This is a genomic window from Flagellimonas ulvae, from assembly GCF_049333175.1.
Lineage (GTDB): Bacteria > Bacteroidota > Bacteroidia > Flavobacteriales > Flavobacteriaceae > Flagellimonas.
This window is the reverse complement of sequence record NZ_CP186325.1, coordinates 429,375-447,391: the sequence shown is the minus strand read 5'-3', so window position 1 is coordinate 447,391 and position 18,017 is coordinate 429,375. Positions and strand designations below refer to the sequence as shown.

General features: G+C 38.7%; 14 protein-coding genes. 11 read left to right on the top strand and 3 right to left on the bottom strand.

Translation table 11 applies throughout. From position 1 onward, the window contains the following. Positions 1-31: 31 nt before the first annotated feature. The 3 genes from ACOKFD_RS02040 to ACOKFD_RS02030 all read left to right on the top strand — a co-directional run bounded on the left by ACOKFD_RS02040 (position 32) and on the right by ACOKFD_RS02030 (position 5,457). Positions 32-994 carry a septum formation inhibitor Maf gene (locus tag ACOKFD_RS02040; protein WP_422859724.1) on the top strand — a complete coding sequence of 321 codons (963 nt, stop codon included), beginning with the start codon at positions 32-34 and terminating at the stop codon, positions 992-994. Positions 995-1,108: 114 nt separating this feature from the next. Next, entirely contained in the window at positions 1,109-3,640 is a 2,532-nt protein-coding gene (locus ACOKFD_RS02035) for a PIG-L family deacetylase (RefSeq protein ID WP_422859723.1), read from the top strand. Between the two features lie 110 nt (positions 3,641-3,750). Beyond that, the gene (locus ACOKFD_RS02030; RefSeq protein ID WP_422859722.1) at positions 3,751-5,457 is read left to right on the top strand and encodes a sodium:solute symporter; all 1,707 of its coding nucleotides are present in this window, start codon (positions 3,751-3,753) and stop codon (positions 5,455-5,457) included. 49 nt (positions 5,458-5,506) lie between these two features. Here ACOKFD_RS02030 and ACOKFD_RS02025 read toward each other — a convergent pair whose 3' ends face one another. Then, positions 5,507-6,349: a DUF2911 domain-containing protein gene (locus ACOKFD_RS02025; protein WP_422859721.1), complete on the bottom strand. Its 843-nt coding sequence runs from the start codon at positions 6,347-6,349 to the stop codon at positions 5,507-5,509. 220 nt (positions 6,350-6,569) lie between these two features. Here ACOKFD_RS02025 and ACOKFD_RS02020 point away from each other — a divergent pair, with 220 nt between their 5' ends. The 5 genes from ACOKFD_RS02020 (at position 6,570) to ACOKFD_RS02000 (ending at position 11,504) form a co-directional block, all read left to right on the top strand. After that, positions 6,570-7,067, top strand: a complete 498-nt coding sequence (locus tag ACOKFD_RS02020; RefSeq protein WP_422859720.1) for an SRPBCC family protein — start codon at positions 6,570-6,572, stop codon at positions 7,065-7,067. Between the two features lies 1 nt (position 7,068). Further along, positions 7,069-7,761, top strand: a complete 693-nt coding sequence (locus tag ACOKFD_RS02015; RefSeq protein ID WP_422859719.1) for an SDR family NAD(P)-dependent oxidoreductase — start codon at positions 7,069-7,071, stop codon at positions 7,759-7,761. Further along, positions 7,761-9,065, top strand: coding sequence for a cryptochrome/photolyase family protein (locus ACOKFD_RS02010; protein WP_422859718.1), 1,305 nt, complete (start codon positions 7,761-7,763; stop codon positions 9,063-9,065). The genes ACOKFD_RS02015 and ACOKFD_RS02010 overlap by 1 nt, the downstream gene beginning before the upstream one ends. An 84-nt stretch (positions 9,066-9,149) precedes the next feature. After that, positions 9,150-10,577: an amidohydrolase gene (locus tag ACOKFD_RS02005; protein WP_422859717.1), complete on the top strand. Its 1,428-nt coding sequence runs from the start codon at positions 9,150-9,152 to the stop codon at positions 10,575-10,577. A 42-nt stretch (positions 10,578-10,619) separates the two neighbouring features. Continuing rightward, positions 10,620-11,504, top strand: coding sequence for a VOC family protein (locus ACOKFD_RS02000; RefSeq protein ID WP_422859716.1), 885 nt, complete (start codon positions 10,620-10,622; stop codon positions 11,502-11,504). Here the strand turns inward: ACOKFD_RS02000 and ACOKFD_RS01995 are convergent. Then, a complete protein-coding gene (locus tag ACOKFD_RS01995) occupies positions 11,501-12,772 on the bottom strand; it encodes a POTRA domain-containing protein (protein WP_422859715.1) in 1,272 nt (423 codons plus the stop codon). The genes ACOKFD_RS02000 and ACOKFD_RS01995 overlap by 4 nt on opposite strands. Before the next feature lie 137 nt (positions 12,773-12,909). Here ACOKFD_RS01995 and ACOKFD_RS01990 point away from each other — a divergent pair, with 137 nt between their 5' ends. From ACOKFD_RS01990 to ACOKFD_RS01980, 3 genes are all read left to right on the top strand, one after another. Beyond that, positions 12,910-13,914, top strand: coding sequence for a pirin family protein (locus ACOKFD_RS01990; RefSeq protein ID WP_422859714.1), 1,005 nt, complete (start codon positions 12,910-12,912; stop codon positions 13,912-13,914). A 138-nt stretch (positions 13,915-14,052) separates the two neighbouring features. Further along, entirely contained in the window at positions 14,053-16,071 is a 2,019-nt protein-coding gene (locus tag ACOKFD_RS01985) for a tetratricopeptide repeat-containing sensor histidine kinase (RefSeq protein WP_422859713.1), read from the top strand. A gap of 190 nt (positions 16,072-16,261) precedes the next feature. Then, positions 16,262-16,705, top strand: coding sequence for a BLUF domain-containing protein (locus tag ACOKFD_RS01980; RefSeq protein WP_422859712.1), 444 nt, complete (start codon positions 16,262-16,264; stop codon positions 16,703-16,705). 3 nt (positions 16,706-16,708) lie between these two features. On the opposite strand, the gene murA is transcribed toward ACOKFD_RS01980, so the two are convergent. Next, positions 16,709-18,016, bottom strand: a complete 1,308-nt coding sequence (gene murA / locus ACOKFD_RS01975; protein ID WP_422859711.1) for a UDP-N-acetylglucosamine 1-carboxyvinyltransferase — start codon at positions 18,014-18,016, stop codon at positions 16,709-16,711. Between the last annotated feature and the right edge of the window lies 1 nt (position 18,017).

Here is an 18,017-nt window from a genome sequence, read left to right as displayed (position 1 = left end):
GTTGCGTAGTTTTGTGAAAACCCTTTGCGTTATGAAAAAGCTTGCCACCACCAAATTTCAAATTGTTCCCGTCTTTATACTTTTTCTTTTTTTAGTTGGCTGCAACACGTCAACAAAAACAAATGATAAGGAACTTGCTTTGAACAATGAAAAAGAAGTTAAAAGTTCCGTAACCGAACTACCTAAAAAACCACTTTCGAACGAGTTCAAAGAATATTGGTATGCAGGTAATGCAGAAATTACCTCCTATGAACTAGAACAAGCAAGATATGGCCAAATACGAACTGGAAAATCTGTTTTGATTTATGTAACCGAGCCTTTTCTACCCGAAAAACAAGTAAAAGCAGACCGAAGCAATCCAGGCAACGTTCAGGTGCTAAAATTAAATGCCACTAAAAAATATTTAACTGGTATCTACCCCTACTCTATAATGTCAAGTACGTTTTATCCTGTTTATGATAACCAACATGCCATAAAAACCAGCCTTTCAGTGCAAGAGTGGTGTGGACATGTCTACTCCCAAATCAACAATAGAGATAAGTTCGAGTTTACTTCACACTCCTATTTTGAAAGCGAGGCTGACGAAAACCTGAGTATCGATAAAAGTGTTCTTGAAAATGAAATTTGGACCAAAATTCGAATTGCTCCCGATGATTTACCCATTGGTGATTTTAAAATGGTTCCCTCTTTAGAGTACATTCGCTTAAGACATAAGGAGTTTAAAGCTTATGACGCCACAGCTTCCCTGAATTCCCGAGGAAATAACAGGGTTTATACAATTTCTTATCCAGAATTGGAAAGAACCCTTTCCATCACCTTCTCCTCAGCTTTTCCATATAGTGTAGAAAGTTGGAGCGAAGAATTTAAAAGCGGATACGGACCAAATGCCAAAACGCTTCAAACCAAAGCAACACGTCTAAAATCTTTAAAAACACCATATTGGGGACAAAATGGTAATGATGATTTGGTTTTAAGGGATAGTCTAGGGCTGTAATCCTTTGTTTTTCAAACCGAGAATGTCCTAATTGCACCTTGTTAAAGATGTTCTAAATTTTGTTTGGTCTGGATTGAATCTTTCTATATTTGGCCAACCACTAAAACCGCTAACATGCGAAATTTTTGGGTCAGATTCCTGACTTTACTGCTTTTTGTACCCTTTTCTTTTGCGCAAAAGCCATCCAAACTATCATCGACCGAGATTCATCATAACTTAAAAAAGCTGAACTTTTTAGGAACCGCGCTTTATGTGGCAGCACATCCGGATGATGAAAATACAAGGTTGATTTCCTATTTGTCCAACCATGAGAAAGCAAGAACCGTTTATCTCTCGCTTACCAGAGGAGATGGTGGACAAAATCTAATTGGACCTGAACTTAGAGAGTTGTTAGGAGTCTTGCGAACTCAAGAATTACTTGCAGCAAGAGGTGTCGATGGTGGTGAACAGTGGTTTTCACGCGCCAATGATTTTGGGTTTTCAAAACACCCGGACGAAACTTTGACTATATGGGACAAAGAAAAGGTATTGGGAGACGTAGTTTGGGCCATTCGTAATCTGAAACCTGATGTCATCATCAATCGATTTGATCATAGAACTTCTGGAACAACACATGGTCACCATACTACATCAGCCATGCTTAGTGTTGAAGCATTTGATTTGGTCAATAACCCAAAAATCTACCCTGAGCAATTGGGAATTACTGAGGTATGGCAACCTAAAAGGATATTTTTCAATACCTCTTGGTGGTTTTATGGAGGTAGGGAAAACTTTGAAAAAGCAGATAAATCCAATCTATTAAAACTGGATACCGGTGTTTTTTATCCAGAATTGGGGCTATCCAATAATGAAATTGCCGCAGTTGCCAGCAGCCAACATTTATGTCAGGGTTTTGGAAGACTCTCCACTCGTGGTTCCCAAGACGAATATGTTGAGCTTCTAAAAGGTGATATGCCCAAAACCAATAATCTTTTTGAGGGCATAAATACCACATGGTCTAGAATTGAAGGTGGCAAAGCTATTGGTGACATTTTATATGGAATTGAAAACAATTTTGATTTCACCAATCCAGCAGTGCATGTACCCCAATTAATCGAAGCCTACAAATTGCTTCAAGAAGTAGGCAATGAACACTGGAAAACTTTGAAATTAGTGGAGCTCAAGGATTTGATTTTGGCCTGTTCTGGTCTTTATTTAGAAGCCAGCGCTACCAATTCTTCCACTACACCCAACAATTCTGTAAAGCTAAATTTTGAAATATTGAATCGAAGTGATGTTGCTTTCAACTTGGACGAAATACGACTCATAGGGTCCAATTCCAGATTGTCTCCAAATATCAGTTTATCCAATAACTCGAAAGAAAGTCTTTCTTTGGATTTTTCAATTTCGGACAATCAGGAAATCTCGGGTCCATACTGGTTAAATAAACCATGGAGCTTGGGAATGTATGAGGTGGACAATCAAAATATGATTGGAAAAGCAGAAACTCCAAGTGCTTTTGAAGTAGACTTTATTCTTTCGTTGGATGGTTACAGCATTCCCTTTAGAAAATCTGTGGTATATCGATTTTCTAAGCCGGACAGAGGCGAACTATACGAGCCGTTTGTGGTTTTGCCGGAAGTAACAACAAAGATTGATGAAAAAGTTCTCATTTTCCCTACAATCGAACCTAGGGATGTTACAGTGAAAGTAAGAGCTGGAAAAGACAATATTTCAGGGGAAGTTCAATTGAATCATCCTGAAGGTTGGGTGGTTTCGCCTAGAACTAAAGACTTTTCCATAGATAAAGTAGGTCAAGAACAAATTTTGACTTTTAAAGTAGTTCCTCCAAGCGGGGATAGTAAAGGTAAACTTGCTCCAGTTGCAAGAATTAATGGTGAGGAATTTGACAAGGAATTGGTTGAAATCGCCTATGACCATATCCCAAAACAATCGGTTTTACTACCCTCTGAAGCGAAAGTGGTTCGGATGAATATCTCCAAAACCGGAGAGCATATTGGTTATATTATGGGTGCGGGAGATAAAGTGCCCGAAAGTTTGGAACAGATAGGGTATCAAGTTCATTTGATTGACCCAAATGATATCCAAAGTGGATCCTTGGAAAAATATGACGCCGTTGTAGTAGGAATAAGAGCCTACAACGTAGTGGAGACACTAAAATTTAAACAGCCCTTTTTGTTTGAATATGTAGAAAATGGCGGAAATCTAATCGTCCAATACAATACGGCCAACAGATGGCGCAAACAATTTGAAGATATTGCCCCTTTTCAGCTTTCAGTATCTAGGGACAGAGTTACCAATGAGGATGCTCCGGTACGTATTCTTGCCAAAGACCATTCGCTGGTCAACTTCCCAAATGACATTACAGAAACGGATTTTGACAATTGGGTCCAAGAACGAGGTTTATACTTTCCAAATCAATGGGGTTCTGAGTTTACCCCTATTCTTTCCATGAACGATAAGGGCGAATCTCCCAAAGAGGGAAGTCTTCTTATAGCCCCTTATGGAAAAGGACACTATATTTACACGGGTTTGAGCTTTTTCAGGGAACTTCCCGCAGGTGTCTCTGGAGCCTACAAGCTCTTCGCCAATATGTTGTCCATAGGCAAAAGTGAAATGAAATCAGAAAACAACGTTAAAGGATAAAATGGAAAATGAATTTCGTTGGAAAAGAGAGTACACCCTGGTAATTGTATTGAACGTACTCTACATCTCCATTTTCTATTTTATCATGGCATTTAACAATTAACCACCAAATGGGTATACTGGATTGGATTGTTCTGGGCAGTGCACTGCTCTTTATAGTAGCATACGGTGTATGGAAAACCAAAGGCAGTAAAAATGTTGACGACTACGTTTTAGGAGGCCATGATGCCAAATGGTGGACCATAGGGCTTTCGGTAATGGCTACGCAGGCAAGTGCCATAACATTTTTATCAACACCCGGACAAGCTTTTCATGATGGATTAGGTTTTGTTCAATTTTATTTTGGACTGCCTTTGGCAATGATATTCATCTGTATGGTCTTCATTCCTATTTATAGAAAACTGAAGGTTTTTACCGCATATGAAATGTTGGAAGGTAGATTTGATTTAAAAACACGTACGCTAACCGCTATTTTGTTTTTGATTCAACGTGGTCTTGCTGCTGGAATAACCATTTTTGCCCCATCCATTATTTTATCGGCCGTTTTGGGTTGGGACCTGAGAACCTTGAATATTATCATAGGAATCTTGGTGATTGCCTATACCGTTTCTGGAGGTACTAAAGCAGTCAGTGTTACCCAAAAACAGCAAATGTTCATTATAATGGTGGGCATGTTCTTTGCGTTTTTCTTTATACTAGGTTCACTACCAACAGGTGTCTCTTTTGGTGAGGCTTTAAAAATTGCCGGAGCCAACAATAAGCTTCAAATATTGGATTTTAGTTTTGATACCCAGAACAGATATACCTTTTGGAGTGGAATTACGGGTGGATTCTTTCTTGCTCTAGCCTATTTTGGGACTGACCAGAGTCAAGTGCAACGGTATCTTTCAGGTGAATCTGTTCGTGAGAGTCAATTGGGACTCATTTTTAATGGGGTCTTCAAGATTCCTATGCAGTTTTTTATTCTGTTGGTTGGTGTAATGGTTTTTGTGTTCTATCAATATAATGCCTCTCCCCTCAACTTTAACCCTGCCGCTACTGAAGCCGTTTTAGATTCCGAACAAGGTGAAAAATATAGAGCTTTGGAAGAAAGTCACCTTGCACTTGAACAAGAAAAAAGAATGGCGCAAGAGGATTTTTCTGCTGCTTTGCAACTAAAGGAATACAACACCATCATTCAAGCGGAGCAAAACATTCAAAAAATCAATCAGCAAGAACGTGCTAATCGTGAAGCCGCTAGGGATTTAATTGCACAAGCAGATACTTCGGTAGAAACCAATGACAAGGATTATGTTTTCATCCATTTCATTCTAACCAATTTACCCAATGGTCTAATCGGCTTGTTATTAGCCGTAATTCTATCTGCCGCTATGTCCTCTACCGCTTCAGAACTTAATGCGCTTGGCACCATAACAGCACTTGACCTTTATAAAAGAAATCAGAAAAAACAGAAGGACGAACAGCACTATCTTAAAGCAACCAAAGGCTTTACTTTACTTTGGGGAATAGTGGCCATACTGATTGCATGTGTCGCCAATCTTTTTGATAACCTGATACAACTGGTCAACATTATTGGTTCTATCTTCTATGGAAATGTATTAGGTATTTTCCTTTTGGCATTTTTCTTCAAGTATGTAAAAGGAGACTCAGTCTTTATTGCTGCGATTGTAACACAGGTTATTGTTATTGTGGGCTGGTATTTTGATTGGATGTCCTATCTATGGCTTAATGCCTTTGGGTGCTTATTGGTTATCGTTTTGGCTTTACTCATGGAGACGTTTGACGGATACCTACGAAAACCTCCAATAAAGACATAAAAAAACCCACCTAAAGGTGGGCCTCTTCTTCAAATTCAGATTTTTCAGCTTACAGCGCCCCCCACTCTTTAAGTGAGTCTTTGTTCAATTTTACGTAATCTTGGTTGCCTGCTGTCTCTGCAGCCGCCAATGACTTTTTAGCCGCTTCAACAGCACCTTTTTTGTCACCTAGCTTGGCATAAATCAAAGATTGTCTTCTCATTACCCAATAAGCCTTATCATTCATAGAAACGGCTTTATCTATCCATTCCTTGGCTTTGTTCAAATCCTTTCCTTCCTCATAATAGTAGGAAGCCGCAGCATACAATTCGTTGGCACTTGGTCCAGCCATTACTTTAGTAATACTCTCATCAGCCTTTTTAGCAGTAGGGACTTCAAATTTCACACCTACATAAGCCTTCTCCCACATCAATCCTAAAGTGGCTCCATTGTTATGAAGGTCATCGATGGTAATGGTAAAGGTTTCTATCGGAAACTCAATTGGAAATACCTCTGCAGTGGTTTTGGCCGCTACTTTAGATTCATCCCATTCACGAGGTGTACCCCAGTTGTTGGTATCCGAATAAAATAGTACTTCCCAAGAAGTTTTTCCTGGTTTCGTGAAGATGGCATAATCACCAGCTTTAAGAGTTTGTCCATCCACAGTAACATCGTCACTGAAACTTACAACGGTATTCTTGTTGGCACCTGTTCTCCATAGCTTATCATAAGGAACAAGATTTCCAAATACTGCTCTTCCGCGCATGGAAGGTCGAGCATATTCAACAGCGACTTCGGTTAAACCGACCGTCTGGGTAAGTTTTGAGGAAGGGCTGGGTTGAGGTGTCTGCAATTGTGCTTCTGCCGATAGACAAAGCGTCAATGCAAACATGAAAACAACTAATTTTTTCATTTGAAAGTGTTTTAGATTTTGTTAGTGGAACAAAGCTAAATATAATGCTAAGTTGGGTTTGTTAATAAACCCTTAAAAGGAAGCTAGGTTTTCGAGGAAACGATTAGAGAAGTACATTCAAAAGAATGTAAAAAACATACGGCATTCATAGATGTTAATTTTGTTTAATTATTTTAATTTTTCTTTAAACAAAATAGATTTATCTTTGTAAAAAAAATGTATGCAGCTATACCAATTGCGGTCAAGACAGGTTCTTCCCATTTCTAAACAAGAAGCATGGGATTTTCTATCCAATCCTGGAAATCTTAAGGTGATTACACCCGAGCATATGGGATTCCATATTTTAGATGGAGCGGACACTGCAATGTTCCCAGGACAACTCATACAATACATTGTAAAACCATTTCCGTTTTACTCTGTAAAATGGGTAACAGAAATTACACATGTGTCCCCAGGTAATTATTTTGTGGATGAACAACGTTTTGGACCCTATGCATTATGGCATCATAAGCACTTTTTGAAAGAACAGGAAAATGGTGTTGAAATGTTGGATGTTGTGGATTACAAACTTCCTTTTGGTATTCTGGGACAATTGATGCATCCCATTTTAGTAAAGAAAGAGTTGCATAAAATATTCACGTACAGGGAAAAAAAGCTTACCGAACTCTTCGGCACCGTGGAAGGCGAAACATCAACTCTTGAACTCAAAGCGATATAAAATGAAAAAAAATATACTCCTTGTAGGTGGTTCTTATGGTATAGGATATGAAGTGGCAAAACAAATGTCCGAAGCGCATAATGTATATGTCGCTTCCCGTACCAACGAAAACATCACTGAACAGAATATCCGTCACATCCTTTTTGATGTATTAACAGATGATCTAGCTGAAGCATCCTTGCCGGATACCATTGACGGTTTTGTTTTTTGTCCCGGTTCAATCAATTTGAAGCCTCTAAAAATGCTAACACTTGATGCTTTCCGTCAAGATATGGAACTTAATTTCTTTGCATTGGTGAACGCAGTAAAATCCGTTCTTCCTAAAATGTCAGAAGGTTCAAGTATGGTCTTTTTCAGCACAGTTGCCGTCAATACGGGAATGCCTTTCCACACCAGCGTTTCTTCAGCAAAAGGCGCTATAGAAGGTTTTGCAAAGTCCCTTGCTGCTGAAAATGCTCCGAAAATTAGAGTAAATGTTATTGCTCCCTCCTTGGTGGACACGCCTTTGGCCAAAAGACTTCTAAACAACGATAAGAAGAAGGAAATGATGGCCGCTCGACACCCTCTTAAAAGAGTGGGCAACGTAAATGACATAGCCAATATGGTAACCTTCTTGTTAAATCCGGAGAATAGTTGGATTTCGGGTCAAATTATTCAGATTGATGGTGGCATGTCTTCCTTAAATGTCAATTAATGGAAAAAAAACTGTCCCTATTTTGGTTCAGGAGAGACCTTCGTTTGGATGACAATGTTGGGTTATACCAAGCCCTTCAATCCGAAAATGAGGTTTTGCCCATTTTTATTTTTGACACAGATATTTTAGATGAGCTGCCCAGGGAGGATGCAAGAGTTTCATTTATACATGGACAGCTTCAAAAAATAAAGAAAGAACTTAATCAAAAATACCAAAGTGATATTGCCATTTATCATGGCAAACCCCTAAAAGTTTTCGAAAAACTCTTACATGCTTTCAACATAAGCGCGGTTTTCACAAACCATGATTTTGAACCTTATGCAATTAGTAGGGATTCTAAAATCAAAGCACTTTTAGATGATAATGGAATTTTCTTTAAGACTTTTAAAGACCATGTCATTTTTGAAAAGAATCAAGTAGTTAAGGACGATGGGAAACCATATGTGGTCTACACACGGTACAAAAATCGATGGAAAGAGACATTCAACGCCTCGATTCATTTGGTAGACCATACATCAAATTATGAAAATCTGGTGAAGCTCAAAAACCTTCCAAATCCTAGCTTGAAGGATATGGGCTTCGCACCTTCAACCATTAAAGTTCCAGATTATCTTGTAACACCTAAACTCATCAACAATTACGAAGCCACACGAAATTTTCCCGCTATTGAGCAAGGTACATCCCGACTTGGACCTCATCTTAGGTTTGGCACAGTTTCCATTCGTAAAATGGTCAAGAAAGCCATTGCGGAGGAGAACGAAGTGTTTTGGCATGAACTGATTTGGAGAGAGTTCTTCATGCAAATTCTGTGGCATTTTCCACATACGGTCAACAAGGCTTTCAAACCGAAATATGACCGAATTGAATGGAGAAACAATAAGGCTGAATTTGAGCTTTGGAAAAAGGGCAAGACTGGATACGCATTGGTAGATGCAGGAATGCGTGAATTAAATGCAACGGGCTACATGCACAACCGTGTACGAATGTTGGTCGCCAGTTTTTTGTGCAAACACCTCCTTATCGATTGGAGATGGGGTGAGGCCTATTTCGCCGAAAAACTTTTGGATTATGAGCAAGCTAGCAATGTGGGAAATTGGCAATGGGCATCTGGAAGTGGTGTAGATGCCGCCCCCTACTTCAGAATTTTTAATCCTATGACTCAAGTAGACAAATTTGATAAGCAAAAAGACTACATTAATACTTGGGTTCCTGAATTGCAAGAACTTACATACCCAGCTAAGATGGTTGATCACAAAATGGCACGGGAACGTTGTTTGAGTACGTACAAAACAGCACTGGGATAATACATTTTTACTATTTTTAGATATTCTGGTGTATAATATCCGTCATTGTACACCAAATGCATAGCTAACTTCAACTCACTATCCATGAAAAAGTTTACACTTCTTTTGTTTTGTTTTTTGACAATCCTAACCGTCCAAGGACAAAAATTAAGTTCCAACAAAAAAGCCATAATTGCTTCTGTGGAAGCGCATAAGGAGAATCTAATTAAAATAAGTGACTCCATTTGGGGATACGCAGAAACAGCATTCAACGAATCTAAATCTTCTGAAGTGTTGGCTGCCTACGCTGAAAAGAATGGTTTAAAAGTTACACGCGGTGTGGCTAACATTCCTACAGCTTTTACGGCAACATATGGCTCAGGACAACCTGTAATCAGTGTTTTAGGCGAATTTGATGCCCTGCCAGGACTTTCCCAAAAAACTGAGCCTACAAAGAACCCTATCGACGTAGGGGCGCCAGGGCATGGTTGCGGACATAATTTATTCGGTGCGGCCAGTTTAGGTGCGGCCATCGCCATAAAGGAACAGATTGAAGCAGGAAAGCTCAAGGGGACCGTTAAGTTTTTGGGTACTCCTGCGGAAGAAAAATACTTCGCCAAAGTTTGGATGGTGGATGCTGGACTATGGGACGATGTAGATGTAAACGTTAGTTGGCATCCTAGTTCCAAAACTGAAGCAGATGTTCAAAGCGGCCTATCCCTAATCGATTTTATTGTGGAGTTTTATGGTCAAGCCGCCCATGCTTCCTCGGACCCATGGAACGGACGCAGTGCTTCGGATGCTTTGGAACTCTACACAACAGGCATAAATTACTACAGGGAACATATTAAGCCTACCTCCCGTATCCACTATCATATTCAAGATGGCGGCCAAGTGGTTAACGTGGTTCCAGATTACTCTAAAATTTGGGTGCGCGTTAGAGACCCGAAAAGAAACGTAATGCTTCCTACATATGAACAAGTTAAAAAGATGGCAGAGGGAGCGGCTATTATGGCTAACGTAGACTATAAGATTTCTTTGGTGTCTGGAATATATGAAACCCTTGTCAATCGCTCTGGGGGAGAAATCATGCAAAAGAACTTAGAGCTTTTAGGTCCAATAACATATACAGAAGAAGAAATTGTATTTGGTAAAGGCATCCAGAAAGCCACGGGAAAACCAGAGATTGGTCTACACAGCAAAATTGAACCGCTTCGTGAAACAGAAAAAAATCCAGGAGGTGGTTCCACAGATGTTGGGGATGTAAGTTGGAATGTCCCAAACATTAATTTACGGGTAACCACTGCTCCCCAGGGAACTCCATGGCACTCTTGGGCGGTTGTGGCTTGTGGCGGAATGAGCATTGGGCACAAAGGAATGGTCTATGCTTCAAAAGCTATGGCCATGACCATGGCCAACTTGTTTGAAAATCCAAAACTTGTAACTAAGGTTAAGGAAGAATTCAAAACAAGAAAAGGAGATGAAAAGTATGAAGCCATGATTGATGGACCACCTCCAATTGGGAGCGAATAGTCCATCTTAAAACCAATAAATAACAAGCTCAATTAGAAATTCATGAAGAAGTATGGTATGCTATGCATTTTTTGCATGGTTTTTAGTATGCATGGGCAAGAAAACAACCTTTCCATTTTTGATGGACTTATTGGAAAAATCTGGAAAGCTGAAGGGAATTGGGGCGATGGTTCAAAATTCAAGCAGGAAATCACTTTTGAATATGGATTGAACAATGCCTTGATTATTGCAAAATCCAGGGGTTATACTGACAAAGAGCAGACAATATTTGGTAATCGAAACCATGGAATTCGAAAATACAATCCTGAAAGAAAAACGATTGAGTTTTGGGAATTTGATGTGTTCGGGGGTGTAACAAAAGGAACAGTAAAAGAGCAAGGAAAGGATTTGTACTATACGTATTCTTATGGAGAATCTATAGTGACTGATTTATGGGAATATGTCGATTCCAATACGTATAACTTCAAAGTTGGCGCGTATGAAGATGGGCAATGGAAGCAAGTTTTCCTTGCTACTCAATTTACGGGCCATAGCGTTAGCCCTGAGCCTTTTCAGTTCGACCATCAATCGTTGGTAGTTACCAATTTGATGAAAACCGGTGACTTTTATATGGATGTATTTGGTTTTGAGGAAATCCCCCATCCCGAACGCAAACCCGGATTCCGGTGGTTCAAGATGTATGGAAATTCTCAATTACATTTGATTAAAAAAGATGTCATTGAATTCAAGAAGGATAAAAGTATTCATCTATGCTTAGCTGCAAAAGACTTGGAAAGTTTTATTGAAAAACTAATGGAGAAAGGGATTACTTTTTACGATTGGCCGGGAAATGTGAATTCAGTCACGAACCGTAAAGACGGAGTCAAGCAAATCTACATTCAGGACCCGGAAGGGTACTGGATTGAAATAAATGATGCCGAACACTAAAAGTACTGCCCGATACCAAAAACAATACCGTTGGTGCCATCTTCCGATACACCCAGACCATAATCCAATCTAAAAACGGCATTGAAAATTCTCTTGTGAATAAATCGCACCCCAATACCAGGAAACACTCTCAGGTTATTTCCTGAGAAAAGTTCAGAAAAGCTTTCCCCTGGGTTTCTCCAAGTTCCTGCATCTAGAAAGGCATTCCCTTGAAAGGCGAACCATCCCTTTTCATAGAACGTATGGCGATATTCTGTGTTCAGTACTATAGCAACGGTTCCCCTATCCACAGTATTCCCCACTCCCCGTATGTTTAACTGGTTATCCAATGTAAAAGGGGCAAAAGGTGAATCCTCGTTTCCAAAGGCAGCTGCCAGCCGTAATCTTGAGGCCCAATTCCCTTTATCTTTTACTTTTTTATAGTAGATAAAATCATTTCGCAATGATAGAAAGTCTCCAAGAAACGTCTCCGCTTCAGTATCACCATCTAAAAAGGTGAAGTATTGCGCGGTAAACTCATTGTTGATTCCATCTATATACTGGTAATCAATATCTACATTAATATGCCGGTAGAAAGCCCTATAGGCCAATCTATCCGCCTCCAGAGAAAATGGTCCACCCGGAACAGGGTCTTCGCCAATAAAATCATAGGATTCTGATATTAAACTTGCTCCTATCTCTGCTTCGTTGTTGAAATCAAAAGAAAAAATAAGATTTCCTTCGAAGGACCTGCTATTAAATCGATAGTCTTTGGTGCCGTCCTCAAAAAACACGGGTTCTTGGGTTGTTTGGTCTTGATAGCTAAAGCCTACACCTAGTTTATCACTGAATAAAAAAGGATGTTCGTAAAAGAAGCCATAAGAATCAAATACGTCTCTCGCATAAAACCCTCCAATCAATTGGTTGTTTCCCAAAAAATTAAACTCAAAAACTGAGAGTCTAAAAGCAAAATCACCATTATTGGCCGTAGAGATGCGCAAACCTGGAATAATGGTAAAATTCTCCACGATCTCGTAGTTGACAATTGTTTTCCCATCCTTTTCTTCTATTGAATATGAAGCATTGGCAATCCCAGGCAACCGCTTCAATCGTTCTATATCCGTATTGATTTTCAAGGTATCAAAAGCGCTATCGGGCCTTACCTTTACCAATCTTCTAAGAAAACGTTCTTTAGTTCGTTTTAAGCCAGAAAAACCTAAACTGTCTATAGTACTTTGAGAAAACGTGACTGAAGTTACCAATAAGAAAAATAGGAGGATTTTTTTCATAGACTTTATATAGGATGATAATTAGGACGTTTACTATCAACATTCCATACATTTTCTTAACACTTTTTGGGAACATGTGTTTTCATGAACGCTGAAATAGATACTATTTATCGTTATTTTTAATAAAACTCTTTACTATGTCCAATGCAGTTCTTCAAACATTTCCATTAGGCTTTCCCTGGCAAACACAAGACCCTTTTTTGTTTTGTGTTTATCATTTAGATCATTATCCAAAAGGTGAGGAAAACATGGGGCCAAATCCCAAACTTCTTGAGGGTCGTAACATAGGAAATGATTTTACCATCAAAGATGGATGGCGAATGTATCATGGGAATACTATCCCTGGCTTCCCTTATCATCCGCATAGAGGTTTTGAAACCATCACAATAGTTAACAAAGGGTTTTGTGACCATTCCGATTCTTTGGGAGCTGCCGGCCGTTTTGGCAATGGAGATGTACAATGGATGACCGCCGGAAGGGGGGTACAACACTCCGAAATGTTTCCTCTTTTGAATGAAGACACTGATAATCCATTGGAACTGTTCCAAATATGGCTCAACTTGCCAAAGAAGGACAAGTTTGTAGAACCTCATTTTAAGATGCTGTGGCATGAGGATATTCCTATCATTAAAGAAAAGTATGCCGTAATCAAGGTTATTTCAGGAAATTACAAAGGAACAACTGCCAATGACCCCGCTCCCAACTCTTGGGCTTCAAAAAATGAAAATGAAGTGGCCATTTGGAATATCCATGTTGATGCAGATTCCGAATATGTCTTGCCAAGTTCAAAAACACTGGTTACACGAACTCTTTATTTTTACGAAGGGAATGAAATACATATTGGAGAGAAGAAAATAAATCCAAATTTTGGAATTGCTTTGGACCCCTCCAAAGAGGTTACTATTAAAGTGGGAAAAGAAAAAGCACATCTTCTATTGCTTCAGGGAAAACCTATTGATGAACCTGTTGCCAAATATGGCCCATTTGTAATGAATACAGAAGAGGAGATTCAAAATGCCATGGACGAATATCGTCTTACTCAATTTGGAGGTTGGCCATGGCCTTATCCAGATAACGTGCATGAAAAAGAAAAAGGTAGATTTGCTTTATATCCAGATGGAAAACTAATTGATAAAGATTAATGATGCTAAAAGCTATTTGTTGTCAGTCAGGTATAACCAAAGATTTCCTTGTGTTCTTGTAAACATGATATGTGTTTTACGGAAAACCCATAGTTTTACCCTAGGTTTTCCTTATATTCTGATTAAAATGGGTTAGTGATGGCAAAACATACTGTTTTAAAAGTCTGCATTTATTCCATACTGCTAGTCGCTACCAATTCTTTTGCCCAAACACAAAAATTGGACAGTCTTAAGGCTGTGTTGCCAACCGCTAATGATACTACCCAAGTAAACACATTAAGAAGGATTGGAAACGGTTACAGATTCATAGATAAAGAAAAGGCAGTGGATTATGGGTTGCAAAGTTTAGAAAAATCCAGAGAAATTGGTTTCAAGCTTGGTGTAATTAAAGCCTTATATGATTTAGGGCAAACCCATGGAATAACAGGAGACTATCCAAAATCGATGGATTATTTAAGACAATGTCTAGACCTTTCCATTCAACAAAAGGATTATCAACGGATGAAGATGGTGTACAATGGCCTGGGCATCGTGTACCGACGCATTGGAGATTATCCAACTAGTAAGGACTATTATTTAAAAAGTATACGACTTGTTGATTCCTTAAATCTATCATATGATGTGTCCTCGGCATATTCAAATTTAGGTGTTCTCTATGATCTTATGGGAGAGCAAAACAAGGCAATTAAAAGCTACGAAAAAGCACTGCAAGTACATAAAGGTTCTGATAGTGATAGAAAAGATTTGGAAAACACAATACTAAACAATCTAGCTCTTACTGATTATGACAATAAAGACTACGAAAGTGCCCTAAACAGGTATTTGAAGGCTGCAGAAGATGACGTAGAGCAAGAAAACAACATTGGTTTAGCAGCCACCTATTCAAATATTGGCAATTGTTATATCAAACTGGAAAAGTGGAATCTTGCCCATGAGTACCTAGAAAAAGCTCTGCAACTTGCACAACAGCTATCGTTAAAACAACTTGTTCCAACAATATACCACAACATGGCTGACCTGATGTTGCAGCAAAAACGTTACAAAGAAGCATTGGGCTATTCAAAACTGAATCTTGAATTATTGGAAAAATCTGGCTTTCAGCTCAAGAAAGAAGGCCATAAAATTGCATATGAAATACACGAAGCCAGTGGTAATTTATCACAAGCGCTATACCATTTGATCAAGACAATGGACTACAAGGATAGTCTTTTAAATGAGACTAAGGTAAAAGAAATACAAAACCTTCAAATACAACATGAGGTATACCTAAAAGATAAAGAAATCAAAGAAAGTGAGTTGCAGTTGGAACTTCTAAATACCCAAATGTCTTTAAATAACAAACGATTCGGTTATCTTTTAGTAATCGCAGTTTTGTTTTTACTATCTGCTGGGCTGTTCTATTTCCTCTATTCCGATAAGAAAAAATCTAATAAAATTTTTCAGGAAAAAAATGAATTGATTTCTAATCAGAACCAAACCATAGAAAAAATTAATGCTGAACTTGAAAAACGTATGCTACGGGCACAGATGAACCCCCATTTTATTTTTAATTCCCTGAACTCAATACAACATCTAATACTTAATTCAAGTGATAAAACCGATTCTTTAAAATATCTCACCAAATTCTCCAAACTCTTGCGCCAAGTTTTGGAAAGTTCTGTCAACTTAAATCTATTCCTAAAAGAAGAAATTGAATTGCTTAAAATTTATCTTGAATTGGAATCACTTCGCTTTGATAATGCGTTTAGCTTTAAAATTATTGTTGATGATAATTTAGATGTTGAAGAGCACGAAATACCGCTACTATTGGTACAACCCTATGTAGAAAATGCCATTGTTCATGGGTTGATGCCAAAGAAAGGTTCCAAACAACTCACCATTACATTCAATAACCTAGAGCAGTATATAGAATGTATTGTTGAAGACAATGGTGTTGGAATACACTCAAGCAATGCTGAAAACCAAAAATCGGACGGCCCCTCCAGAGGAATGTCCATTACCGCCAAACGCATTGATGCTTTAAAGAGAGTTTCGAATGAACAGTTAGTTACTGTGAAAAATTACAATGGCAAGGATAAAACAGGTACGAAAGTTACCATACTAATTCCAAAACATCTCCAAGTTGAAGATAGGGTCAACATCAAAAAAGTGGTTTGACCATAAATCGTACAACCCCTTAAATTCTATTAAAAGCTACTTTTTGATTCACGTGAAAATTTAAAAAAATCTGCAAATTAATCTGAATTTTCACTTTTTTGTTCATCCAAAACAGCCATTTTCAACGGATTTAGTTTGAAAAACTTCAACAAAAAAGTATATTTGAGATAACCTATACCAATATATTACAATGCATTCGCTGGTTTATCGTTCAGTGGCGGTTGATAATTTTCAACTATCTGACATCTACAAAATGTTGAGTGATGCACGCCTTTTTAATTCAAGACACAATATTACAGGATGCTTACTCTACCACAACAATAAGTTTTTACAGCTCTTGGAAGGAGAAGAAAAACAGGTTGAAAGACTATTCACAAGAATTAGGAAAGATGCTCGTCATCATACTATGGAAATCATCTGTGAGGAAAGGTCTTCCATAAGGCTTTTTGACGAATGGAGTATGGCGTTCCACGATTATGGGCTTAATGGAACTTCGGCCCATTTGAAATTAAAACAGATAGATAACTTTTTTGAGAAGTCGGACGCATTTATGAAACCTAGTACGCTGGCCATACCCTTCTTTGCAAACGTGAAGGATATACTTTTCAACCCAACACAATTAAGTCATACCTAAGCTCTAGACCCTTACTATATTTGCTCCTATTGCTCTTAAACGGGTGTCTATATCTTCGTAGCCTCTGTCAATTTGCTCTATATTGTGAATAGTAGAAGTTCCCTTGGCTGAAAGCGCAGCAATGAGAAGAGAAATCCCAGCACGTATATCTGGAGAGACCATGGTTGTTGACTTTAGCGTAGACTTGAAATTGTGTCCAATTACGGTAGCACGGTGAGGGTCACATAAAATGATTTTCGCGCCCATGTCAATCAACTTGTCTACAAAGAACAGACGGCTTTCAAACATTTTTTGGTGTATAACAACCTCTCCTTTAGACTGAATGGCCACTACCAGTAAAATGCTCAACAAATCAGGTGTTAATCCCGGCCATGGAGCATCCGCTATTGTGAGAATAGAACCGTCTATATAATTCTGGATTTCATATCCATTTTCATGCTTTGGGATATAAATATCATCATCTCTGCGCTCTAGTTTAATCCCCAATTTTTGAAAGGCATTGGGAATTTGTCCTAAATCGTCCCAACTCACATTCTTAATAGTGAGCTCACTACGTGTCATCGCAGCCAATCCAATCCAGCTTCCAATCTCAATCATATCAGGTAGCATGGTGTGTTCCGTTCCCCCTAAAGATTCAACACCTTCAATGGTAAGTAAATTGGAACCTACACCGGATATCTTGGCGCCCATCCTGTTCAACATCTTACAAAGCTGCTGAAGGTAGGGCTCACAAGCTGCATTATAAATGGTGGTAGTTCCTTCAGCCAGTACGGCAGCCATTACAATATTTGCCGTTCCGGTAACAGAAGCTTCATCAAGTAGCATGTAAGTACCTGTAAGCTTTTCAGCTTCCACTCCGTAAAAATATTCTTCCCTATTGTATCGAAACTTAGCACCTAGCTTAATAAAACCTTCAAAATGGGTATCTAAGCGTCTTCTTCCAATTTTATCACCACCAGGTTTGGGAATATACCCCTTGCCAAACCTTCCCAAAAGTGGGCCCACCAACATTATGGAGCCCCTAAGGCCTCTACCATCTTGTTTAAATTGGTCAGATTGCAGATAGTCCAAATTAATGTCATCAGCTTTGAAAGTATAAGAGCCTTTTCCTTTTTTTTGGATTTTTACACCTAAATCCTCAAGCAAGGCAATTAATTTATTGACATCAATTATATCAGGAATATTGTGAATGGTAATCTTCTCATCGGACAAAAGGACCGCACATAAAATTTGAAGTGCTTCGTTTTTTGCCCCTTGCGGAGTTATCTCTCCAGAAAGCTGGTGCCCGCCTTCTATCCTAAACGTACCCATA